The 21,749-nt window shown below is 65.2% G+C and carries 21 protein-coding genes; 11 read left to right on the forward strand and 10 right to left on the reverse strand.

Features of this window, described 5'->3' with window-relative positions:
- Positions 1–3: 3 nt before the first annotated feature.
- Entirely contained in the window at positions 4–1,140 is a 1,137-nt protein-coding gene (locus KF719_RS02665; protein WP_293506849.1) for a DUF2336 domain-containing protein, read from the reverse strand.
- A gap of 216 nt (positions 1,141–1,356) precedes the next feature.
- Between KF719_RS02665 and KF719_RS02670 the strand changes: the two genes are divergently transcribed.
- Genes KF719_RS02670 through KF719_RS02680 form a run of 3 tightly spaced genes read left to right on the forward strand, consistent with a single transcriptional unit; the run spans position 1,357 to position 5,522 of the window.
- On the forward strand, positions 1,357–2,556 hold the full coding sequence (locus tag KF719_RS02670; protein ID WP_293506850.1) for a CaiB/BaiF CoA-transferase family protein: 1,200 nt from the start codon (positions 1,357–1,359) through the stop codon (positions 2,554–2,556).
- Between the two features lie 25 nt (positions 2,557–2,581).
- On the forward strand, positions 2,582–3,448 hold the full coding sequence (gene yghU, locus KF719_RS02675) for a glutathione-dependent disulfide-bond oxidoreductase (RefSeq protein ID WP_293506851.1): 867 nt from the start codon (positions 2,582–2,584) through the stop codon (positions 3,446–3,448).
- Positions 3,449–3,506: 58 nt separating this feature from the next.
- A complete protein-coding gene (locus KF719_RS02680) occupies positions 3,507–5,522 on the forward strand; it encodes an acyltransferase family protein (RefSeq protein ID WP_293506853.1) in 2,016 nt (671 codons plus the stop codon).
- Between the two features lie 128 nt (positions 5,523–5,650).
- Here the strand turns inward: KF719_RS02680 and KF719_RS02685 are convergent, their stop codons facing one another.
- The gene (locus KF719_RS02685; protein ID WP_293506855.1) at positions 5,651–6,094 is read right to left on the reverse strand and encodes a group III truncated hemoglobin; all 444 of its coding nucleotides are present in this window, start codon (positions 6,092–6,094) and stop codon (positions 5,651–5,653) included.
- Positions 6,095–6,215: 121 nt separating this feature from the next.
- On the opposite strand from KF719_RS02685, the gene KF719_RS02690 reads away from it, so the two are divergent.
- On the forward strand, positions 6,216–6,653 hold the full coding sequence (locus KF719_RS02690; protein ID WP_293506857.1) for an Rrf2 family transcriptional regulator: 438 nt from the start codon (positions 6,216–6,218) through the stop codon (positions 6,651–6,653).
- A gap of 3 nt (positions 6,654–6,656) precedes the next feature.
- On the opposite strand, the gene KF719_RS02695 is transcribed toward KF719_RS02690, so the two are convergent.
- A complete protein-coding gene (locus tag KF719_RS02695; protein ID WP_293506859.1) occupies positions 6,657–7,649 on the reverse strand; it encodes a lytic transglycosylase domain-containing protein in 993 nt (330 codons plus the stop codon).
- Positions 7,650–7,817: 168 nt separating this feature from the next.
- On the opposite strand from KF719_RS02695, the gene KF719_RS02700 reads away from it, so the two are divergent.
- Positions 7,818–9,236, forward strand: coding sequence for an MFS transporter (locus tag KF719_RS02700; protein WP_293506860.1), 1,419 nt, complete (start codon positions 7,818–7,820; stop codon positions 9,234–9,236).
- A 143-nt stretch (positions 9,237–9,379) separates the two neighbouring features.
- Here the strand turns inward: KF719_RS02700 and KF719_RS02705 are convergent, their stop codons facing one another.
- The 3 genes from KF719_RS02705 to KF719_RS02715 form a co-directional block, all read right to left on the reverse strand.
- Positions 9,380–9,826, reverse strand: a complete 447-nt coding sequence (locus KF719_RS02705) for a response regulator (protein ID WP_293506862.1) — start codon at positions 9,824–9,826, stop codon at positions 9,380–9,382.
- Between the two features lie 67 nt (positions 9,827–9,893).
- Positions 9,894–10,301, reverse strand: coding sequence for an HIT domain-containing protein (locus KF719_RS02710; RefSeq protein ID WP_293506863.1), 408 nt, complete (start codon positions 10,299–10,301; stop codon positions 9,894–9,896).
- Between the two features lie 8 nt (positions 10,302–10,309).
- A complete protein-coding gene (locus KF719_RS02715; protein ID WP_293506865.1) occupies positions 10,310–11,479 on the reverse strand; it encodes an acyl-CoA dehydrogenase family protein in 1,170 nt (389 codons plus the stop codon).
- Positions 11,480–11,580: 101 nt separating this feature from the next.
- On the opposite strand from KF719_RS02715, the gene KF719_RS02720 reads away from it, so the two are divergent.
- Genes KF719_RS02720 through KF719_RS02730 form a run of 3 tightly spaced genes read left to right on the forward strand, consistent with a single transcriptional unit; the run spans position 11,581 to position 13,839 of the window.
- Entirely contained in the window at positions 11,581–12,045 is a 465-nt protein-coding gene (locus tag KF719_RS02720; RefSeq protein WP_293506867.1) for a MaoC family dehydratase, read from the forward strand.
- Positions 12,046–12,048: 3 nt separating this feature from the next.
- Entirely contained in the window at positions 12,049–12,900 is an 852-nt protein-coding gene (locus KF719_RS02725; protein ID WP_293506869.1) for a CoA ester lyase, read from the forward strand.
- A gap of 15 nt (positions 12,901–12,915) precedes the next feature.
- Positions 12,916–13,839 (forward strand): 2-hydroxyacid dehydrogenase, encoded by a 924-nt coding sequence (locus KF719_RS02730; RefSeq protein WP_293506871.1) that lies wholly within the window; start codon positions 12,916–12,918, stop codon positions 13,837–13,839.
- A gap of 3 nt (positions 13,840–13,842) precedes the next feature.
- On the opposite strand, the gene chrA is transcribed toward KF719_RS02730, so the two are convergent.
- Complete coding sequence (gene chrA / locus KF719_RS02735; protein WP_293506873.1) at positions 13,843–15,174, reverse strand: chromate efflux transporter; 1,332 nt, start codon at positions 15,172–15,174, stop codon at positions 13,843–13,845.
- 171 nt (positions 15,175–15,345) lie between these two features.
- Here chrA and KF719_RS02740 point away from each other — a divergent pair, with 171 nt between their 5' ends.
- The gene (locus KF719_RS02740) at positions 15,346–16,776 is read left to right on the forward strand and encodes a tetratricopeptide repeat protein (RefSeq protein ID WP_293506874.1); all 1,431 of its coding nucleotides are present in this window, start codon (positions 15,346–15,348) and stop codon (positions 16,774–16,776) included.
- Positions 16,777–16,858: 82 nt separating this feature from the next.
- Positions 16,859–17,665: a phytanoyl-CoA dioxygenase family protein gene (locus tag KF719_RS02745; protein WP_293506875.1), complete on the forward strand. Its 807-nt coding sequence runs from the start codon at positions 16,859–16,861 to the stop codon at positions 17,663–17,665.
- Here KF719_RS02745 and KF719_RS02750 read toward each other — a convergent pair.
- Together KF719_RS02750 and KF719_RS02755 are read right to left on the reverse strand one after the other, a co-directional pair.
- Positions 17,662–18,384 (reverse strand): HAD family hydrolase, encoded by a 723-nt coding sequence (locus tag KF719_RS02750; protein ID WP_293506877.1) that lies wholly within the window; start codon positions 18,382–18,384, stop codon positions 17,662–17,664. The genes KF719_RS02745 and KF719_RS02750 overlap by 4 nt on opposite strands.
- A complete protein-coding gene (locus tag KF719_RS02755; protein WP_293506879.1) occupies positions 18,381–18,968 on the reverse strand; it encodes a nitroreductase in 588 nt (195 codons plus the stop codon). The genes KF719_RS02750 and KF719_RS02755 overlap by 4 nt, the downstream gene beginning before the upstream one ends.
- A 159-nt stretch (positions 18,969–19,127) precedes the next feature.
- Between KF719_RS02755 and KF719_RS02760 the strand changes: the two genes are divergently transcribed.
- Positions 19,128–19,904: a hypothetical protein gene (locus KF719_RS02760; protein WP_293506880.1), complete on the forward strand. Its 777-nt coding sequence runs from the start codon at positions 19,128–19,130 to the stop codon at positions 19,902–19,904.
- Here the strand turns inward: KF719_RS02760 and KF719_RS02765 are convergent.
- Positions 19,839–21,668 (reverse strand): hypothetical protein, encoded by a 1,830-nt coding sequence (locus tag KF719_RS02765; RefSeq protein ID WP_293506882.1) that lies wholly within the window; start codon positions 21,666–21,668, stop codon positions 19,839–19,841. The two genes, KF719_RS02760 and KF719_RS02765, sit on opposite strands and share 66 nt — an antisense overlap.
- Positions 21,669–21,749: the final 81 nt, after the last annotated feature.

Below are 21,749 nucleotides of genomic sequence, written 5' to 3' on the forward strand. Positions count from 1 at the left end.
CCCTCAGGCGACGTTCTGGTTCCGGACCGCCGGCGCCGGCGCAGCCAGCCGCCCCAGCTTGTCGATCATCGTATCGAGATCGTCGGCCTCGACCTGCTCGAACGCCTCCTTGAGGCCCTCCAGCACATGGAACCGGAAAAGCGGCAGGTCCAGCGACCCGTCGCTGCTGCGCACCGCATGGAACGTGTCGAGCACGGTGCGGAACGCCGGATAAAGCGCCTCGGGCATGCCCGCCCGCGCATAGACGGCGCGGAAACCGAGCGCGCCGACATCGTGAATGAGCCGCCAGATGCGATCCTGCGGAACGCTGGTCAGTTCGGCGAAGGCCGCCTCGACGAAGTTCATGTTGCCGGTGCCGGCCGCGCGCAGGATCAGCGTCGCCGACAGGCGCTTGTTCTCGATCAGTTGCGTCACCAGCGCGCGCATGTCGTCGTCGTTCATGCGCGTGATCGCTTCGGTGGTCGTGCGTTCGCGCGCCTGTTCTTCCAGCGTCGCGGCGGTGCGGCCGTCCATTTCGTGATGCTCGATCAGATATTCGCGCATCTGCTCGGAAACCATTGCGATCAGCCGTTCGACAAGCATCGCCGGCAATTCGTTGCGCTGCACCAGCGGCGCCGCCACATCGGCATCGTCCGCATAGCGCTCGACCAGCATCGTCGCCGCTTCCTCGTTGATGATCGCGCCCGCATTGGCGATCAGCCGGAGCACGGCCGAGCGGTCGCCTTTCAGCGCCAGCGCTTCGGAAACGGGTGCGGCCACCTGCGGCCGCCCGGCAATCGCGCATTGCTTGGCGGGGCTGCCGTAATAGACGAGGCCCGCCAGGTCTTCGTCGGTCAGCACCGGCGAGCGTTCGAGAACGGGAATGGCAACCGCGTCGATATCGCGCGCAAGCTGCAGCACGATGTTGCGCGGCGCGTCCGGCACGTCGTTGAGGCAGCGCGACAGCGCCTCGCGCACATTGACGGCGACGTCATGCACCAGATAGCCGAGAATTTCGTGCGCCAGCTCGCGCTCGCGCGGCGCCAGCTCGATCTCCTTGAACTGTGTCGCGACCTTGGCGGCAACTTCGGCCCGCGCGTCTTCCGACGGGTCGGACAGCAGCCGTTCCACATCGGCGATCGTCAGCTTCTTGTCGCTCATCTGGCCCCCCGGCCCCACCTTGACGGTCGGCGCGCCCCGGAAAACGGGACGGCGCAATTCCATAACCAAGCCTAGTCCGAACCGCTTAATGAACGGTTTACGTTAATGGCTGTGGACAACGGGAATCGGGCGCATACCGGCGACTTTTTGACTCCCCCGCCGTTTCATGGATGATCCGCCCCAACAAGAAATTCAGCCAAACGGGGATCGGACATCATGCTTGAGGGCCTCAAGGTCGTGGAAATGGCCACCTATATCGCCGCGCCCGGCGCCGGCGGCATTCTGGCCGATTGGGGCGCGGACGTAATCAAGATCGAGCCGCTGTCCGGCTGCCCCATGCGCTACACCATGGCCAACATGGGCGCCGACCACCTGAAGGGTTCGCCGATCTTCGATCTCGACAATCGCGGCAAGAAGGGCCTCGCCATCAACACCGCGACGCCGGAAGGCGTCGAGGCCGTGAAGCGGCTGGTGAAAGACGCCGACGTCTTCATCACCAATGTCCGCCCCGGCGGCCTCGAACGCGCCGGTCTCGACTACAAGGCGCTCGCCGAAGTGAACCCGCGCCTCGTCTATGCCAGCGTCACCGGCTACGGCCTCGAAGGCCCGGACCGCGACAAGCCCGGCTTCGACATCGCCGCCTTCTATGCCCGCTCCGGCGTCGGCTGGCTGCAGACGGTCAAGGGTCAGGAACCGACGACGCTCAGGACCGGCATCGGCGACCACACCACCAGCATGGCGACCGTCGGCGGCATTCTCGCCGCCCTTTTCGAACGCGAGAAATCCGGCAAGGGCCGCCTCGTCGAAGCCTCGCTGCTGCGCGTCGGCGTCTATGCGGCGGGCTCCGACACCGCCGTCCAGCTTCGCTACGGCAAGCTCGGCTCCACCAAGCCCCGCCTCGAAACCATCGCCCCCTTGAACAACTTCTTCCACACGAAGGACGGATGGATCGTCATCGTGCCCCGCCAGGGCACCGTCGACTGGACCGCCGTCTGCCGCGTCATCGGCAAGCCGGGGCTCGAAAAGGACCCGCGCTTCGACAGCCCGAAGACGCGCCGCGCCAACGCCGCCGAACTGGTCCACATTCTCGACGCCGCCTTCGCCGAACACGACACCGAATACTGGCGCGCGAAGCTCGACGCCGAAGACATGATCTGGGCCCCGCTGATGCGCCCCGCCGATGTCTATGCCGATCCGCAGGCCCATGCCGCCGGCGCCTATGTCGAGGTGATGGAGGAAGGCGGCAACGGCACCTACATCGCCCCCGCCTCGCCGATCCGCTTCCCCGGCGCCGAACCCGAAGGCCCGCGCGCCGCCGCGCCGATACTCGGCGAACACACCGTCGAAACATTGAAGGCGGCCGGCTTCGCCGACGCCGAAATCGAAAATCTCCGCAAGGCCGGCGCCATCGCATAGCCGGATTGGAAAAAGGAAACGCTTGATGAGCGACACCGATTACACGCCGCCGAAAGTCTGGGTCTGGGAAACCGACAAGAACGCCAACCGCTTCTCCAACATCAATCGTCCGATCGCCGGTCCGACGCATGACAAGGAACTTCCCGTAGGCAAGCACCCGTTCCAGCTCTATTCGCTGGCGACGCCGAACGGCGTCAAGGTCACGGTGATGCTCGAAGAGCTGCTGGAAGCCGGTCACAAGGGCGCCGAATACGACGCCTGGCTGATCAACATTTCGGAAGGCCACCAGTTCGGCTCGGGCTTCGTCGCCGTCAATCCGAATTCGAAAATCCCGGCGCTGATGGACCGTTCCACCAACCCGCCGACCCGCATTTTCGAAAGCGGCGCGATGTTGCTTTACCTCTCGGAGAAATTCGGCGGCGCCTTCATGCCGAAGGATCTCGTGAAGCGCGCCGAAGTCTGGTCATGGCTGATGTGGCAGATGGGCTCCGCGCCCTATCTCGGCGGCGGCTTCGGCCACTTCTATGCCTATGCGCCCTTCAAGAGCGAATACGCGATCAACCGCTTCGCAATGGAAGTGAAGCGCCAGCTCGACGTGCTCGACCGTCAGCTTGCGCAAAGCGAATACATCGCCGGCCCCGACTACACCGTCGCCGACATGGCGATCTGGCCCTGGTACGGCGCACTCGCCAAGGGCCTGCTCTATGAGGCGGGCGAATTCCTCAGCGTCCATGAATACAAACACGTCAACCGCTGGACCGATCAAATCGCCGAGCGCCCGGCGGTCAAACGCGGCCGCATGGTCAACCGCGCCTGGGGCGACCCGGCAAGCCAGCTCCCGGAGCGTCACGACGCATCGGATTTCGACAAGGCCGGGAAAACCGGCACATAGGCCGGGCAGCAATTGCATGACATGACGTGACGGCGCGGAAGGCGGATAAAACCCCAAAATGAGTTCAACGGCCTTCCGTCCGGGCATTCAGGGCTTGCGCGCCGTCGCCGTGCTGACGGTGTTGATCTTTCACGTCTGGCCGGCCGCCATGCCCGGCGGCTATGTCGGCGTCGATGTCTTCTTCGTCATCTCGGGCTACCTGATCACCGGCCTCTTGCTGCGCGAGCTTGAGCGCGACCGCACCATCGGCATCGCGCGCTTCTATGCGCGCCGCATCCGCCGCCTGCTTCCTGCCTCGACGCTGGTGCTGGTTGCCGTCGCACTGCTGACCTTCACCCTGCCGCCGCCGCAATGGCGCGGCGTCGCATGGGAAGTCGTCGCCAGCGCGCTCTATTTCGAAAACTGGTGGCTTGCCGCGCAATCGGTCGACTATCTGGCCGCCGACAACGCGCCGGGACCGCTCCAGCATTTCTGGTCGCTCTCCATCGAGGAACAATTCTATTTCGTCTGGCCGCTGCTGATGATCGCGGGCGGCGCGCTCTGCACGCGCCGCAACTGGCCGTTGCGGCCGGTGCTCGGCGCGGCACTCGGCACGGTCTTCGTCATTTCTCTGGCTCTATCGGTCCACGAAACCATCCACGCGCCGCAAGCCGCCTATTTCGTTTCGCACACGCGCTTCTGGGAACTGGCGCTGGGCGGCCTGCTTGCGGTCGCCGGCGCGCGCGCGACGATACCGGGCGAAGCAGCAAAAATCGTGGCGGCGCTTGTCGGCCTCGCCGCCATCGCGGCTTCGGCGATGCTTTATTCCGGCGCCACCGCCTTTCCGGGCTACGCCGCGCTGCTGCCGACGCTCGGCACGGCACTGGTGCTGATGAGCGGCAGCGCGGCGGCGCGCTTCGCCCCGCACCGCCTGCTCGAAAACCGCGCCGCCATGTGGATCGGCGACCTTGCCTATTCGATTTATCTCTGGCACTGGCCGGCGATTGTTTTCTATCGCGCATGGACCGGCAACGTGCCCGGCCTTTGGGACGGCTTCATGCTGATCGCCGTTTCGGTCTTCCTCGCCGCACTGTCGAAACATTACGTCGAGGATCGTTTTCGCGAACGCGGCGCGACGCCCGCCATCGCCCGCAGTCTCGCGGGCGGGTTTGCGACGATCCTGCTCTGCCTCGCATCGGCGGCCGTCGTCTTCGCCGTGATCGAAAGCCAGCGCCCCGGCGAACTGACGGCGCGGAACTATCCCGGCGCCGCCGCTCTCACCGACGCCGCGCCGGTGCCGGCCGGCATCGCGCCCGCGCCGCCGCTGTCGCAAGTGCTCGAGGACATCGCCGCCGCCTATTCGAACGGTTGCCATCTCGACATCGGCGAGACCGAACCGCGCGTCTGCGGCTACGGCGCGCCTGACGGCGGCTTTCACATCATGCTGATCGGCGACTCCCATGCCGCAAGCTGGCTTCCGGCCTTCGACAAGCTGGCCGGTGCGCGCGGCTGGCGGATGACGGCGCACACCAAATCCGCCTGCCCGATGGTCCTCGGCAGGCTCGCCAAGGATCCGTCATGCTTCGTCTGGGGCGAAAACATGCTGCGTGAAGTCGCGCGCGAGAAACCCGATCTTGTCGTGCTGGCGATGTCGGCCGACAACATGATCGTGGGCGGCGGCACGCGCGAGGAACGCTTCCCGCTGCTGGTCGCCGCCATGCGCCGCACCGTCGAGGCCCTGCGCGCCGAAGGCGCTTCCGTTGCGGTCATGCGCGACACGCCGCGCTTCGCTTTCGATCCGCCCACCTGCCTGTCCGCAGATCCCGGCTGCGCCGCCCGCGAGGCCGATGCGTTTCCGCTTCCCGACCCGATGCCGTCTGCCTTCGGCCGCGATCCCGCCGTGCCGGTGATCGACATGACGCACGCCTTCTGCGCCGACGGCACATGCCCGATGGTCGTCGGCAACGTCACCGTCTGGCGCGACTATCACCACTTCACGCAAACCTACGCCCACACCCTCGCCCCGGCCCTCGGCCGCGAACTCGACAAGGCAATAGCCGCCCTCCCCGGCGAACCCCAACGCGCCGCACAGTAGAGCGCGATGCAATAGTTCCCGGAACAATAATTTGCATACTGATAAAATAGCCCACCCTCCCCAAGGGGAGGGTCAAACGGCCTTCAGCCGTTTGGGGCGGGGGCAGGCGCGAAGCGCCGTCCTCCTTCTCACCCCACCAACCTTGGCCCCTTCCGCGCCGGATCGTGCAGCACCGGCTTGAAGAACATGCCGAGTTGCAGGCTCTCGGCAATCCGCCCCGCCTTTTCGATGAAGCGTTCGGCCGCCTCCGGCGCACAGACTTCCTCGGCCGTCTCGCGGAACAGCATCAGCCAGCGGTCGAAATGTTTCGGCGTCACCTGCTTCAGCTTCAGATGCGCCCGCATCGGCTGACCTTTGTAGCGCCCGGTCGTCAGCATCACGCTCGACCAGAAATCGATCATCTTCAGGAGATGCGGCTCCCAGTTGTCGCCGATCACGCCGTCGAAAATCGGCCCGAGCACGGCGTCTGCCCGGATGCGCGTATAGAAGGCGCGCACCAGCCGCTCGATCTCGGCCTCGTCGGTCACCGGCCGGTCATCGTCCTTGCACCACACGCCCTGGCTGTCCGTCATCGCCGCCTCCATAACATGTATTTCAGATATATATTAAATCTGGACAGGTTCGGCCCCGAAGGCAATACTTCGCCGGCGCCGCCGCCTGCGGCATATCGTCGGCAACGCACGGGAAACCGCCATGCGCCTCACCCTCCACACCGACTACGCGCTGCGCCTGTTGATGTATCTCGCCGTCAAGCCGGACGGGCGCGCCACCATCCGCGAAGTGGCGGAGACCTACGGCATCTCGCGCAATCATCTGGTCAAGGTCGCCCATGAGCTTGGCCGCGCCGGCTTCGTCGAAACGCTGCGCGGTCGCGGCGGCGGCCTGAGCCTCGCCCGCCCCGCCGAAGACATCGGCATCGGCAAGGTCGTGCGCGCGATGGAGGAGGATTTCAGTCTGGTCGAATGTTTCGATCCGCAGACGGATCGTTGCCGCATCAGCCCGTCCTGCCGGCTAAGGCGTCTGCTGCGCGAGGCGCTTCAGGCTTACATGGATGTGCTGGGCGATGCGACGCTCGCCGATCTCGTCGAGAAGCCGAAGCCGCTCCGCCGCCTGCTGGCGCTCACCGCCTGACGGTCAGCCGTAAGAGAAGCCCGATCGCGGCAACAGCCGCGCCCGCTCGCGCCGTTCCTCGGCACGCACCTCGTCGCGCCGCTCATCGCTGCGGTCGCTCGTCCGCAAACTGTCGCGGCCCTGCGGGATCGGATCGAGCGACGCGAGGATCTCGACCACCGCCGGCGTCAGGTGCAGCGTCGCACCGTAGCGCTGCGTTCCACTTGTCCCCGCATTTGCGGGATAACTCGGGCTCGGCAGGCTCGCGCCGCGCGTCGCATAGCCCGTCCGCGCGTGTCCCGCCGGCGCCTCGAAATGTCCCTCGGCGCGGTTTGTGACAGTTTTTTGACTGTTCGATGACAGTGGCCGGTTTTCGGCTGTCTGTGCGAGCCGCGTCGCGTCGGTATTCTCGTGTTTGCCGATCAGGTTCGCATAGACCTCGGCGGCGCTGCGCGCCCGCCCCGAACGGTCATAGAAGATCGACTTGTTGGCCGCCGCCGCCGCCGGGAAAAGCGTGTCCGCACGGGCATTTGGCGTGTCCTCGGCAGCCGAGATCAGCTTCGCCGCGCCGCCCGCGCCAAGGAAATGCGCGATGTAAAGTTCACCCTCGCTTGTCGCCCGCCCCAGCCGGTTTCCAAGCAGATCCGCGCTTTCCTGCGTATAGGCGCCCGCCATCAGCGCCGAAGTCGCCGCATCGAACCGCAGGGCAAGAATTTCCTGCCTTTCGGCAGCATTTTCCACCACATAGCGGCCATTGGCGTTGCAACAGATCGCTTCCGCATAGCGTCCGAGCCCGAGCTCCGCGCCATATTTTTTCAGCGTGCCGAGCCAGCTCTGTTCGGTGAACTGGAACAGGCCGGAGGCCGACGAAGTACTTGATTTTGCTTGGGTATCGAGGCTCGACTCGCGCATCGCGGTCTTCAGCAGATAGTCGAAATCGGCGCCCGTCCGCTCGCTCGCTTGCACAAGCGCGGCATGGATCGTCTGCGGTCCGCCAATGATTTCGACAAGGCTCATCGGGCCATTTCCCTTTCGTCTCGCGAATGAGGTCGCAAGCCCCGTGCCACGCGCTTTCGGCAGGTTTCCGGCATTTTTTTAAGGAGCGTTTCTCCGCATCCGCGTTAAGCTTGATCAAAAGCGCGCTTGAAGCGCGCGACGGGATGCTTCAGGGGGAGGAACGGCCGAATGAGCGAGGTCGACGTCGCGGCGGAAGTCGAGGAGGGAATTCACCATCCGAAAAAGGATGTCGTCGAAAAGCCTTATCCCAACGCCATTTACGCCTGGTATGTCGTCGCCGTCCTGGTCCTCGCCTACACCTTTTCCTTCATCGACCGCCAGATCCTGAGCCTGCTGGTCGGCCCGATCAAACGCGACCTCGGCATCTCCGACACCCAGATGAGCCTGCTGCAAGGCTTTGCTTTTGCAGCCTTTTATTGCGTGGCTGGCCTCCCCATCGGCCGACTTGTCGACCGCTACCACCGCTTCAACATCATCGCGCTCGGCGTTTTCGTCTGGAGCATCATGACGGCGCTCTGCGGCACGGCGCGCTCGTTCCTGATGCTGTTCGTCTTCCGCGCCGGCGTCGGCGTCGGCGAGGCCGCGCTCTCGCCGGCCGCCTATTCGATCATCGCCGACTATTTTCCGCCGAAACGCTTGGGTTTCGCCCTCGGTGTCTATGGCATGGGCGTCTATATCGGCGCCGGCCTCGCCCTCATCATCGGCGCCGCCGTCATTGCGCTGGTCTCCGAAGGCGGCAGCGCCACCCTGCCGCTGATCGGTGAAATCTACGCCTGGCAGATCACCTTCCTCGTTGTCGGCCTGCCGGGCATTCTGGTCGCCCTCTGGGTCTGGACCCTGCGCGAGCCCGAACGGCGCGGCCACATCCGTCAGGAAGTCGGCACAGATGGCGTCAGCCGCCGTGTCGAGGTGCCGGTCGCCGAAGTCTTTGGCTACATGGGCAAAAACTGGCGCACCATGGTGCCGCTCAACCTCTGCTACGCGCTGTCGGCGATGATGGCCTATGGCGTCGCGGCATGGATCCCGACCCTGTTCGTCCGCACCCATGGCTGGTCCTATCCGGAAGCCGGCTTCTGGTACGGCATCATCATCGTGATTTTCGGCACCTCCGGCGTCATTGCCGGCGGCTGGATGGGCGATTTCCTGACCGGCAAGGGCATCCGCAACGGCCGCATGATGGTCTGCGCCTTCACCGGCCTCGCCGCCTTCCCCTTCACCGTCGCCTATCCGCTGCTCGACGATCCCTGGATCGCCCTGCTGCTGCTCTGCCCGTCGACCTTCTTCGCCACTTTCACCACCGGCGCCGGCCCCTCGGCCCTTCAGGAGCTGATGCCCAACCAGATGCGCGGCTTCGCTTCCGCCGTACTGATTTTCGTCGTCACCATCATCGGCCTTGGCCTGGGGCCCACCTCGATCGCGCTCGTGACCGACTATGTCTATGGCGATGAAATGATGCTGCGCTACTCGCTGGCGGTCGTTCCGGCCGTCGTACTGACGCTCGCCATCACGGCCGGATTGCTGGGTCTGCGCCCCTATATCGGCAGCCTCGACTACCTGAATCGCTGGAGCGCCGAGAACGAGAAATAATTAACAAAATCAATAGATTAGGTTAATTGTTCAACGTGAAACATCAATATGTGGGATGACTTCGGCCGCCCCGCACCATATCTGGCCAATAACACAATATGTAGCGGGATCAATGGTTTGTGGGGCAATCCACAGGATTTGCCTCAAACAGCCTTGCCAAACGACTGAAGCCGCCAGCCGGGCCCTTCCGGCGCCGCATTGTCCTGCACCAGCCGCGGCACCGGCTTCAGCCGCCCCCGCGTCCGCGCCTGCGCCAGCTTGAAGCCCAGCAATGCCGCGTCATAGGGCTTCACCAGATAATCGTCTGCCCCGGCCTCCATCGCCCCGCGCACGCCGGCGGCCCCACCATCGGCGCTGACATGGAAAAGGCAGACCCCCGAGATTTTGCGGATCGCGGCAATTGCGAGCCCACCATCGGCCGTTTCGAGCCGCGCATCGGCCAGCACCAGACCGGGTGCAAGCTCCCGGACCAACGCCAGCGCTTCGGCCGCATTGCAAGCCGTCGCGACCCGAAAACCGAGGCTTTCAAGCATTCTGGCGGCGGTCTGCCGCGCGGCTTCCGATGGATCGGCAACAAGGGCGGTGGTCAATTCCCGGCTCCGCTGTGAATCGCTCACATTTGCCGGCAAGACTAGGGCCCGAGTCTTAAACCAATCGTTAACCGTGAAGCGCCTGCGCCAGCTTCTCCACCAGCGCCGCCGCCTCGGCCGCCGCATAGGGCTCGGCGGTCCCGACGCCCCACACCGGCGCCGGCCAGGCGGCATCGGCGGCAAATCGGGCGATCACATGCACATGGAGCTGCGGCACCATATTGCCGAGCGCCGCCACATTCATCTTTTCGGCCCCCGTCGCCGCCCGCAGCACCGCCGAGGCAAGGTCGATCTCCGAATGGAAATGCGCCTTCTCGGCCGCCGCCACATCGTCGAAATCCCGCAATCCCTCGCGCCGCGGCACCAGGATCAGCCAGGGAAACCGACGGTCGTTCATCAGCAGCACCCGGCAAAGCGTCAAATCCGCGACCCGGAATGTATCGGCCGCCAGCCGCTCGTGAAGTTCGAAGGACATCTGTAGCCTCAATAAGACTTCGGCAGATCGAGCACCCGCTCGGCGATGAAACTCAGGATCAACTCGCGGCTCACAGGCGCGATGCGCGCGATCATGATTTCGCGCATATAGCGCTCGACATGGAACTCCTTGGCATAGCCCATGCCGCCATGCGTCATCACCGCGGTCTCGCAAGCGCGGAAACCGGCCTCCGCCGCCAGATACTTGCCCGCATTGGCCTCCGCGCCGCAATTCTCGCCCGCGTCGTAAAGCGCCGCCGCCTTGAAGACCATCAGGTTCGCCGCCTCGAGCTCTGCCCAGACCCGCGCCAGCGGATGCTGGATCGCCTGGTTCTGTCCGATCGGCCGTCCGAACACCTCGCGCTCCCGCGCATAATCCGTCGCCTTCTTCAGCGCGATGCGTCCGACACCGACGGCCTCCGCGCCGATCAGCACCCGTTCGGGATTGAGCCCGTGCAGCAGATAGTGAAACCCCTTGCCCTCCTCGCCGATCAGATCTTCCTTCGGCACGCGAAGCCCGTCGAAGAACACCGCGTTGGAGTCGACGGCCTTCCGGCCCATCTTCTCGATCTCGCGCACCTCCGTCGCGCCGCCCCGGTCGAGATCGGTATAGAAAAGCGACAGCCCCTCGGTCGCCTTTTTACACTTCTCCTTCGGCGTTGTGCGCGCCAGCAGCAGGATCTTGTTGGCCGTCTGCGCGGTCGAGGTCCACATCTTGCGCCCATGCACCACATAGGCCTTGCCGTCCCATTCCGCTTTGGTCGAGATCGCCGTCGTGTTGAGCCCGGCATCGGGCTCCGTCACGCCGAAGCAACAGCGATCCTCACCCCGGATCAGCGGCGGCAGGTTCTTCTGCTTCTGCGCGTCGGTGCCGAACACCACCACCGGCATCGGCCCGAAGAGATTGATGTGAACGGCCGAAGCGCCGGAGAGGCAAGCGCCCGATTCGGCGATTGCCTGCGCGACGATGGCCGCTTCGGTGACGCCGAGCCCCGAGCCGCCATAAGCCTCCGGCATCGCGATCCCGAGCCAGCCGCCCGCCGCGATATCGCGCACGAAATCGTCCGGGAAGCCGCCCTCCCTGTCCCTCTTCAACCAATAGGCATCGTCGTAGCGCGCACAGACACGCCCCACCGCATCGCGGATCGCCTGCTGCTCCTCGCTGAACCTGAAATCCATGCCCTACCCTTATGCGCTTTTCGTTTTTTGGATCGACGGCGCTATAACCTAGCCGAAGGACGGGGAGCGAGACAGCCCGCACAACAACCGCAGGAACGGACATGCCGGGACTATATTTCGAGGAATTCAAGGAAGGCCAGGTCTTCAAGCACGCCATCCGGCGCACGGTCACCGAGACCGACAACGTGCTCTTTTCGACCATGACCATGAACCCGGCCGCGCTGCATCTCGACCACCACTATGCCGCGACCGAAACCGAATTCGGCAAGCCGCTGGTCAACAGCCTGTTCACATTGGGCCTGATGATCGGCATTTCGGTCCACGACACGACGCATGGCACCACCATTGCCAATCTCGGCATGACCGATGTGGTCTTCCCGAAGCCCGTCTTTCAGGGCGACACGCTGCGTATCGAGACCACGGTAATGTCGAAGCGCCGCTCGAAATCGCGCCCCACCGCCGGTATCGTCACCTTCCTGCACAAGGCCTACAACCAGCGCGACGAGGAAGTCGCCTCCTGCACGCGGCAGGCCTATATGCACGCGCATGGCACGGAAGAGGTCTGACAGATGCGTTCCTTCCTCTTCGTTCCCGCCGACAGCGAAAAGAAGCTTGCCAAGGGCGCGGGCGCGGGCGCCGACGCGCTGATCGTCGATCTCGAAGACTCGGTCGCCTTGTCCAACAAGGAGGCCGCGCGCAAATCCGCCGTCGCCTATCTGAAAACCGCCGACCGCACGGGCCCGAAACTCGTCCTTCGCATCAACGCGCTCGACACGCCCTTCTGGGAAGCGGACCTCGAAGCCGTGGTTCCTGCAAAGCCGGACATGATCGTCGTTCCGAAAACCATCTCCGGCGCCTGCGTGAAAAAGGTCGGAGACCGGATCGACCGTCTCGGCGGCGGCGACATCGGCATCGGCTGCGTCGCCACCGAAACGGCCGCCTCTCTTTTCACGCTCGGCACCTATGCCGGATCGCACCCCCGCCTCGCCTTCCTGACCTGGGGCGCCGAAGACCTCGCCGCTGCGCTCGGCGCGCGCGACAACAAGGACGAACAGGGCAACTACACCGGCCCCTATCGCCTTGCCCGCACGCTGACGCTGCTCGGCGCCGTTGCCGCGGGCGTCGCGCCCATTGACGGCATCTACAAGGATTTTCGCGACGAGGCCGGGCTTGAAGCCGAAGCCCGCGCCGCCATCCGCGACGGCTTCACCGGCAAGATGGCGATCCATCCGGCGCAAGTCGCGATCATCAACGCGGTCTTCACACCGGGCGAGGCCGACCTCGCCCATGCCCGCGCCGTCATCGAAGCCTTCGAGAAGGCGGGCGATGTCGGCGTCGTCGCGCTGGACGGCGTGATGCTCGACATCCCGCACCTGAAACAGGCAAAGGCGCTGCTTTCCCGCGCCGCCAAGGCGAACTGAATTTCCGGAGTCCCCATGAAGCCGCCCGTGTTCCTCGCCCTGCCACTCGGCAAGGCCTTTCAGCAAAAACTTGCCGAGCGCTACGAGGTGATTACCGACCCTGCTCTCAGCAAAAATGCGAAGGCGATCATCACCGTCGGGACGCATGGTGCGGACGGCGCCTATATGGACACGATGCCGGAGCTCGGCATCATCTGCTGCCTCGGCTCGGGCTATGAAGGCATCGACGTCGCCGCCGCGTCGGCGCGCGGCATCGCCGTCACCAACACCGTCGGCGCAAATGCCTCGACCGTTGCCGACATGGCGCTCGCCCTGCTGCTCGCCTCGATCCGCCATGTCGTCACCGGCGACAGGCTGACGCGCGCCGGCGAATGGCGCGGCAAGAACCCGGCGCCGCTCCTCTTCGCGCGCGGCCTCACCGGCCGCAAGGTCGGCGTGCTCGGCCTCGGCGCCATCGGCCGCAAGATCGCCGAACGCTGTGCCGCCTTCGAAACGGAAGTTGGCTACTTCAACCGATCGAAAAAGCCGGACGCGCCGTGGCGCTATTTCGAAACGCTGGCTGCGCTCGCCGAATGGGCCGATGTTCTGATGGTCGCCCACCGCGCCGACGAAACGAACCGCCACATCGTCAATGCGGATGTGATGAAGGCGCTGGGACCCACCGGCCACATCGTCAACATCTCGCGCGGCTCGGCCATCGACGAAGACGCGCTGATCGCCGCCCTGAAAGACGGCACCATCGCCGGCGCCGGGCTCGACGTCTTCGAAGACGAACCGCAAATCCGCCCCGACCTTGCGGCACTCCCCAACATCGTGATGACGCCTCACATCGGCGGCGGCACATCGGAAGCGCTGAAGGCGATGGGCGATGCGGTGATTGCGAATATCGACGCCTTTTTCGACGGCCGGCCGCTGCCAAACCCGGTCACGGCGGCGTGAACGTCAAACGAGCTTGATCGCAAGCCCGAGCGCAGCGGAGACGCCGAGCACCGGCAGCATGCCGATGTGAAAGCGCAGCATGGCGACGAGCGCGCCTGCGCTCAAAAGCAGCGCCCACGGGTCGAGCGTCGCAATCTCCGGCACCCAGAGCCGCAGCACCGACACGCGCACCTCCTCCACCGTGCCGAACAGCACATGGAGGCCGAACCAGAGTGCGAGGTTGAGAATGACGCCGACGACCGCCGCGGTGATCGCGGCGAAAGCGGCGTTGAGCAACGCGACCTTGCGCAGCCGCTCGATGTAAGGCGCGCCGAGAAAAATCCACAGGAAGCACGGCGCGAACGTCACCCAGACCGTGATGAGCGCGCCGATGATGCCTGCCGTCACCGGATCGAGCCCACCCGCCTCGCGATAGGCGGCGAGATAGCCGACAAACTGCAGCACCAGAATGAGCGGCCCGGGCGTCGTCTCGGCCAACCCGAGCCCGTCCAGCATTTCGCCCGGCGCAAGCCACCCATAAAACTGCACCGCCTCCTGCGCCACATAGGCAAGCACCGCATAGGCCCCGCCGAAAGTGACGACCGCCATCTTGCTGAAGAAAACGGCTTCCTGCGCGAACACATGGCCGGGCCCGAGCGCCAGCAACAAGGCGGCGACAGGACCGAGCCACACAAACCCGCCGACCAGCGCAACGGCAATGGTGCGTCCGGCCGTTGTGCGCGTATGCGCCGGCGCTTCGGCTTCCGCCTCGCCGTCCGCCTTCGCCGCCAGCAGCGCACCGAACACGCCCGGCGCCGCCCGCGCCGCAACGAGCCCGAAAGCCGCCGCCGCGCCGACGACCAGCGGAAACGGCACGTCGAAAAAGAAGATCGCCGCGAAGGCCGCGCCCGCCAGCGCGTAAAGCGCGGTGGATTTCAGCATCCGTTTCGATATCCGGATCAGCGCCTCGATGACGACGGCAAAGACGGCCGCCTTGATGCCGAAGAACAACGCCTCCACAAGCCCGAGATCGGCATAGGCCGCATAGAGAATGCTCAAGCCCAGCATCACCGCGACACCGGGCAGAATGAACATCAGCCCGGCGGCGAGCCCGCCCCGGATGCCATGCAGCAGCCAACCGGCATAGGTCGCGAGCTGCTGCGCCTCCGGCCCCGGCAGCAACATGCAGAAATTGAGCGCATGCAGGAATTGCGGCTCGGAAAGCCACTTCTTCTCTTCGACCAGAATGCGGTGCATCAGGGCGATCTGACCCGCCGGGCCGCCAAAGCTCAAAAAGCCGATCCTTGTCCAGACACGAAAGGCTTCCGCGAAGGTGACGGCGGGCAGGTTGGCCATATCGTTAATCGTGCCTGTGATGAGCGGGTGGGCCGGGCTGCCCGACTATGCCACCTTGGCGGCCGGGATACAGCCCGACCGACTTCCCCGGCCGACATCATTGACGGGCGCGGCCCGTCTGTGCAGGTTGAGCCCGTCCTTGAACGCGACCAGCAGGAACCGGAAAGAAAATTGGCCGACGAACAACCAGCCGCGCCCGAAATTCCCGAACGCTACCGGCAAGTCCTCGATCTGATAAAGCAGGGCAAGCGCGGGATCGCCGAAAAGCAGGCCCGCACCATGCTGGCCGAAACGCCCGAAGACGGCGACACGATGGCGCTGCTTGCCTCCATCGTCGTCGAGCGGGGCGAATTCGACGAGGCCGAGCGGCTCCTGAAACGCGCGCTGCAGATCACGCCGATGGAGCCGACGCCCTGGCTCAATCTTGGCCGGCTCTTCCAGCAGCGGCGGCGCTGGGGCGATGCGCTCACGCATTATGAAGCGGCCGTGCGGGTCTTTCCCGACCATCCCGCCATCGCCGCAACCTATGGTCAGCTCCTGCAACGGGCCAACCGCTTCGCCGAGGCGGAAGCGCAATACCGCCGCACGCTCGAAGCCGATCCGAGGCCCATCCACCACGTATCGCTCGGCATGGTGCTGCTCCGGCAGGAGCGCGTCGAGGAAGCGGTCGAGGCATTCCAGACCGCGATTGCCGGCAACCCGAACCTTTCGGCCGCCTGGGGCAATCTCGGCAATGCCGAACAGAAGCGCGGCAACATCGAAGCGGCCGCCGCGGCTTATGAAAAAGCCGTCGCGCTCAATCCGCAGGACAGCATGTCCTATGTCAGCCTCGGCCTCGCGCAACTGCGGCTCGGCCAGGCGCGGCAGGCCACCGAAATTTTCGAGCGCACACTGGCGCGGATGGGGCCGGAGCGCCGCGCCGCCGCATGGCTGCCCTTCGCCCGCGCGCAGGAGTTCGGCGAAATGCCGGCCGGCTACCGCGCCGAGATCGGCAATCTTGTTTCGCGCGTGGCGCTCACGCCGCCGGAAGGCTTCGACGGCATCAAGGCGCTCAACGCGGCGCTGGCGGCGGCGCTGCGCGAAGACCCGACGGTTGTGTGGGAACCGCAGGGCAAGGCGACGCGCAAGGGCGGGCAGACCGGACTGCTTCTCGACAACCCGCGTGAACCCTTCATCGCCTTCGAGAAAACCTTGCGGCGCGCCATCGACGCGCATTTCGACTCGATCAGGCGCGAGCCCGGCCACCCCTATCGCCGCCAGGTGCCGCGGACCTACCAGCTCGACCTCTGGGGCACGCTGCTTTCGGAAGGCGGCCACCAGCATTCGCACATCCATGTCGGCGGCTGGATGAGCGGCGTCTACTACGTCGCGCTGCCCCCGGCGATGGGCAAGGGCGAGGCGCATGACGGCTGGATCGAATTCGGCCACCCGCCGCCGGAATTCGACGCGAAATTCGAACCGCAGACCATCGCCTATGAGCCGCGCGAAGGCGACGCCCTCTTCTTCCCGTCCTATCTCTTCCACCGCACCCTGCCCTTCTCGGGCGATGTGCAGCGCATCAGCCTCGCCTTCGACGTCAAGCCGACAAGCTGGCGCGACTGACCCCCCGGCAAAGGCGCGGTATGGACGGCGCCCGCCGGGCGCGTATCATGCCCGGCAAGCAGGAAGACGCCGGGAGAGACGCATGACCGAAGATGAAAAGACCCGCCATGTCGCGGCGGTCGAGGCCCACGGCTACACGATCGTCGAAAACGCGATCGAGCCCGCCCTGATCGACGAGTTGAACGAGACATTGCTGCGCCTCGAACGCGACATGAACGTCGTGCCGGCGAAAAACACCTTCGAGGGCCACAAGACCGTCCGCATCTACAATTTGCTGGCGCTCGCGCCCGTCTTCCAGCGCATTCCGGTCCACGCAAACGTCCTGCCCGTCATCGAAGGCGTGCTCGACGAGGGCTGCCTCGTCTCCTCGCTCTCCTCCATCTCCATCGACCCCGGCGAAACCGGCCAGCCGATCCATGCCGACGACCAGGTGATGCCGGTGGCAAAACCGCACGCGCCTTTCGTCTGCAATTCGATGTGGGCGCTGACCGACTTCACCGAGGAAAACGGCGCGACGCGGATCATTCCCGATACGCATAAATGGGACCGCTCGCCCACCTACGGCCAGCACTATGACAGCATCCCGGCCGAAATGCCGAAAGGCTCGGTGCTGATCTGGCATGGCAGCCTCTGGCATGGCGGCGGCGCCAACAAGTCGGACGCGCGCCGCGTCGGCATCGCGATGAATTACTGCGCCGGTTACATCCGCCAGCAGGAGAACCAGCAGCTTGGCATTCCGCTCGACCTCGTGAAATCCTTCGAACCGCGCCTGCGCGACCTTTGCGGTTTCGGCACCTATCAAAACCTGATCGGCCACATCGACAAGAAGACGCCGGCGCAGCGCCTGCTTGGTGAGCATCGCGATTTCAAGTCGATCTGGGATGCCTAACGCTTGAGGCCGTCGAGAAGTGCCGGCAGCGCAACGATGCTCTCGATCACATGATCGGCGAAGGGCGCCAGATCGTCATGCGCGCTGGTGCCGGTCAGCACACCGATATTGAGCCCGGCCCCGGCGCTGCGCCCCATCTCGAGGTCGTGCCTGTTGTCGCCGACGACAGCGATCTGATGCGGCGCGAGCCCCGTCGCGGCGCAAAAGGCAAGCGCCATGCCAGGCCCCGGCTTTTGTCCATGTCCGCTGTCATAACCGGCCGAAAAATCGACCAGCGTTCCGATGCCGAACCGTTCAAGCGTCGCGCGCGCCGATGCTTCGACGTCGTTGGTCGCAATGCCGAGCGTCAGCCCGCGTCCGCGCAATCCACCGAAGAATGCCGGCAGGTCGGTCACCGGCAGTGAACGCTCCGGCGCCAGCCGCGTAAACAAGTCATCCATCTCCGCGATCAGCGCCGCCCGCTCCCACCCGCCTGCTATCGCCAGCCATGCGTCGGCAAGACCGAACGTGTCGCCGCCGCCGGCGATGCTGCCGGGCCTGATCCTGTGGCACGACGTGTCGTAGCCGATCGCTTCGAGCAATTCGGGCACAAGGTCGCGCTGCCCGCGCGCGGCCGCCTCCGCGGCCTCCACGAGGATCGGCGCCCATGTGCCGTGATATTCGAAAAGCGTCCCGTCCTTGTCGAAAAGCACGCCGCGCAAGCCATCCGCCGCGCTCATTCCGCTTTCCCCGGCCACACCGAGACGATTTCCGACAGCACCGGGCGCGGACGCTCGTCCTTCGCCACGCTCTCGCTGCCGAGATAGATGAAGCCGGCGACGCGCTCATTGTCCTTCAGCCCGAGCGCCTGCCCGATTTCGGGATCGAACGCATACCATTCGGTCAGCCACTGCGCGCCATATCCAAGCGCCGTTGCCGCGACCAGCATGTTCTGGCAGACGGCGCCCGCCGACAGCAATTGCTCCCATTCGGGTATCTTGATCCCCGGCGTCACCCGCGAGATCACCGCCACAACGGTCGGCGCGCGCAGGAAGCGGCCCGCCTCGAACTCGATCTGGTCGTCCCCCGCATTCGGCTGCACCCGCGCGTAAACCTCGCTCAGGATCGCGCCGAAGGCACGCCGCGCCTCGCCTTGGAAAACGACAAACCGCCACGGCGCGAGCTTGCCGTGATCGGGCACCCGCGCGCCGATGCGCAGGATCGTTTGCAGCTCCGTCGCGTCGGGCCCCGGCTCGACCATGGTCAGCGCCTTGGTCGAGCGGCGCGTCAGCAGCAATTCGATGGTTTCGGGCGAGCGGGCCAAGGCGGCATCCTTTGCATGAACGGGCGTCTGAAACGGCAGCGCCCGCCTCCTACTTAGGTCCATCGCTTTACAGGGGCAAGGCCATCGGCCACCATCGTTCCGGGGTGGGGAGGAAAATTGCGGCCGGGGCAACCGCCAGAACATCGAAACCTGACCGTTATGGCGCTCGTCGTCGCTTTCTCGCTTGCCGCGGGAAATGCGCAAGGCGGCGGCTGGCCGCTTGCGCCCGGCACCGGCGAGTTGATCGTGCCCGTGACTCACATGAGGGCCGGCGAACGATATGACGGCAGCGGCAAAAAGCAGTGGAAGCCGCGCTACACGAAAATCGAAGTCGCGCCCTATGCCGAATACGGATTGACCTCGCGCCTGACGCTGACCGGCGAAGCCGCCTGGGCGGCCGACAAGACCGATTTCTTCGGCATGAACTTCCGCGAAAACGGAATGACGCGCATCAAGGCCGGCGCGCGCTATGCGCTCGGCACATGGGCCGGCACGCACTTCTCGGTACAGCCGCTGGCAACGCTGCATCTTGCAGGCGCCGCAAACGATCCCGCCGCAACGGCCAAAGGCGACATCGATGCCGAAATGGTGCTTGTCGTCGCGCGCAATGAAAAGCTGTTCGGCATCGACGCTTTCTCGGTGCAGGAGATTGCCTGGCGCTACCGCGATAGCGGACGGCCCGACGAAGTCCGCGCCGACATCACCTTCGGCGCAAAGCCCTGGCCCGGCATCATGCTCCTGGCAAAGAGCCTCAACACCGCCGCACTATCTTCCACTGCCGCGGGAGACTCCTACCAGTCGGGCAAGCTTGCGCTGTCGCTGGTCCACGACGTGGCGCCCGGCTTGGCAATCGAAGCCGGCATGGAACATTCAGTCTTCGGCCGCGACGCCATCGCCGAGCGCACGCTCCGCTTCGCCGTCTGGCGCCGCTTCTAGGTCGTTGCGCGGAAACGCCGTTGCATCGGCCGCCGCAACGCTCTCCTCTCGCGCCGCCAAAGCCCTGAGTGCCGCCATCGCGTCGGTGTCGGGCGGTGCGTCCTGTCCGCTGCCCGGCGCACGGGCCCTGAGATCGGCGAGCGAAAATCCCATGCGCGCATCGTAGGTGCGGTCGGTCTGGTTTCTGAGCCGCTGCTGCGCGTCATACCAGGAAAGTTTTGTCTCTCCGTCGGGACAGGTCGCAAGTTCGGCCTCCGAGCGCGCGCCCCAGCGCAACTCGGGGCAATGATGCGGATCGAACGAAAAATCGAAAACGCGCGCCCGCGCCTCGTCGAAACTCAACACCCGCTCCGAACCATCGCTTGCGACATAGGACACTTTACAGGCATCTGCTTCTTCCCGGTAAGCCTGCTTCAGATCGCCGGCAAGGTCCGCGCCCGCATAGTCGAGCTTTTCGTCGCCGGCTTCCGCCATCGCGACAAAACGCACCACCTGATCGCGCAATTCGGCGAAGGAGGCTTTCAGCCGTGCATCGCGCGACGGCGTCGAATAGGTTTCCCAGTCGCCATGCGTGCCATAGATATTGTCGGGCAGGCGCGGCGGCTGCGGCCGCTGGTGAAGCCCGGCCTTGACCGCGATATCGACCGAGATCGCGCGGTAGTAGAGATCGTCGCAGAGCTCGCGCACCATCGCCCGCGTTTCGACGATGGGATCGTAGGTCACGTCGCGCCCGGCAACGGCCTGCCGCACATAGTCGTAATAGTCGAGCCGCTCACCCTGATAGACGAAAGCCGCCGCCGACCAGCTCTTCGGCCGCGGGTTTTCGGTGCCGTAGAATTGTTCGTCCGACCAGTCATCAAGCGCGTCGTCGCCGGCCAGCACGACGCGCCCGCCATACCACGTGCCGTCGGCGCCCTGTTGCGCGCCGGCAAGCTTCATCGGCCGCCAGTTCTTGAAGCCCGCCCCCATCGGCGGTGACGCGCGTACGAAGCGCTTGCCATAGCTGCCGCGCGTCAGCGAATTGTCGGGATGCGTGTCGATGAAGCGGATGCGCCCCTCGTCATCGACGCTGTAGACGACGGCAACGTGACCGTTCGGATCGTAGATCACGGTGCCCGGCCGGACGCTGTCCTTCTGCAGTTTCACCGGATAGAAGTCGAAAAGCTCTCCCCGCGCGGGCTCCGGCGCGAAGCGGAACATCGCGCTCGAGACGATGTTGTTGACGGTGTTGAGCACCGTGCGCGCATTCGGAAACGCGCCCTCGGCGCGCGGCACGACGTCGGTGCGCCGCACCGCGTAATTGCCATAGCGCGAATAACGGAGATCGCGCGATTGCCCGACCGGCGCGACGCCGCTGACATAGGAAAACGGCAACCCGTTCTTCCACGCAAAATAGGCGCGCAGCGCATAAGGCAGGTCGGCGCAATCGGCATAGAAGTACATGCCCTTCGGGTCGCTCGCCCGGTAGATGTTCCACGGGCCCTTCAGGCATTCGTCATAGGTGCGGCAATTGCTGTTGCCGATCGCCGCCACGAACTCGCCGAAGGCGCGCTCGTCGCGTTCGGTCCATTGAAGCCGTGTGATGCGCCAGCGAAATCCCTCCGGCGTTCGCGTCAGCGACGGATCGACATGCTCGCCGCCGCTGGCAACCGGCGCCATCGTCGCCGTGTCGACCGACGCATGAATCTCCGCACCCGCCCCGCCGGCGCCGAAGGCCAGCCCGGCCGCAACCAGCGCGCCCGGCATCCATTTCCGAAAATTCATTCTGGAGGCTCCACCGGCATCCAAATCAGCACCCCGCACCGCGATTTAACCATAAGCCGCCGTGGCCTGTCAGTCACAATC

Source organism: Parvibaculum sp. (assembly GCF_019635935.1).
Taxonomy (GTDB): Bacteria; Pseudomonadota; Alphaproteobacteria; order Parvibaculales; family Parvibaculaceae; genus Parvibaculum.

Bases quoted from the DNA above. Each gene is read 5' to 3' on its own strand.
- KF719_RS02750 (WP_293506877.1), bottom strand. From the start codon at position 18,384: ATGAGCGCGGCGGATGGCTTGCGCGGCGTGCTTTTCGACAAGGACGGG.
- KF719_RS02715 (WP_293506865.1), bottom strand. From the start codon at position 11,479: ATGGATTTCAGGTTCAGCGAGGAGCAGCAGGCGATCCGCGATGCGGTG.
- KF719_RS02685 (WP_293506855.1), bottom strand. From the start codon at position 6,094: ATGACGGACAGCCAGGGCGTGTGGTGCAAGGACGATGACCGGCCGGTG.
- KF719_RS02730 (WP_293506871.1), top strand. From the start codon at position 12,916: ATGAAGCCGCCCGTGTTCCTCGCCCTGCCACTCGGCAAGGCCTTTCAG.
- KF719_RS02710 (WP_293506863.1), bottom strand. From the start codon at position 10,301: ATGTCCTTCGAACTTCACGAGCGGCTGGCGGCCGATACATTCCGGGTC.
- KF719_RS02760 (WP_293506880.1), top strand. From the start codon at position 19,128: ATGGCGCTCGTCGTCGCTTTCTCGCTTGCCGCGGGAAATGCGCAAGGC.
- KF719_RS02665 (WP_293506849.1), bottom strand. From the start codon at position 1,140: ATGAGCGACAAGAAGCTGACGATCGCCGATGTGGAACGGCTGCTGTCC.
- KF719_RS02680 (WP_293506853.1), top strand. From the start codon at position 3,507: ATGAGTTCAACGGCCTTCCGTCCGGGCATTCAGGGCTTGCGCGCCGTC.
- KF719_RS02670 (WP_293506850.1), top strand. From the start codon at position 1,357: ATGCTTGAGGGCCTCAAGGTCGTGGAAATGGCCACCTATATCGCCGCG.
- KF719_RS02720 (WP_293506867.1), top strand. From the start codon at position 11,581: ATGCCGGGACTATATTTCGAGGAATTCAAGGAAGGCCAGGTCTTCAAG.
- yghU (WP_293506851.1), top strand. From the start codon at position 2,582: ATGAGCGACACCGATTACACGCCGCCGAAAGTCTGGGTCTGGGAAACC.
- KF719_RS02725 (WP_293506869.1), top strand. From the start codon at position 12,049: ATGCGTTCCTTCCTCTTCGTTCCCGCCGACAGCGAAAAGAAGCTTGCC.
- KF719_RS02700 (WP_293506860.1), top strand. From the start codon at position 7,818: ATGAGCGAGGTCGACGTCGCGGCGGAAGTCGAGGAGGGAATTCACCAT.
- KF719_RS02745 (WP_293506875.1), top strand. From the start codon at position 16,859: ATGACCGAAGATGAAAAGACCCGCCATGTCGCGGCGGTCGAGGCCCAC.
- KF719_RS02765 (WP_293506882.1), bottom strand. From the start codon at position 21,668: ATGAATTTTCGGAAATGGATGCCGGGCGCGCTGGTTGCGGCCGGGCTG.
- chrA (WP_293506873.1), bottom strand. From the start codon at position 15,174: ATGGCCAACCTGCCCGCCGTCACCTTCGCGGAAGCCTTTCGTGTCTGG.
- KF719_RS02690 (WP_293506857.1), top strand. From the start codon at position 6,216: ATGCGCCTCACCCTCCACACCGACTACGCGCTGCGCCTGTTGATGTAT.
- KF719_RS02695 (WP_293506859.1), bottom strand. From the start codon at position 7,649: ATGAGCCTTGTCGAAATCATTGGCGGACCGCAGACGATCCATGCCGCG.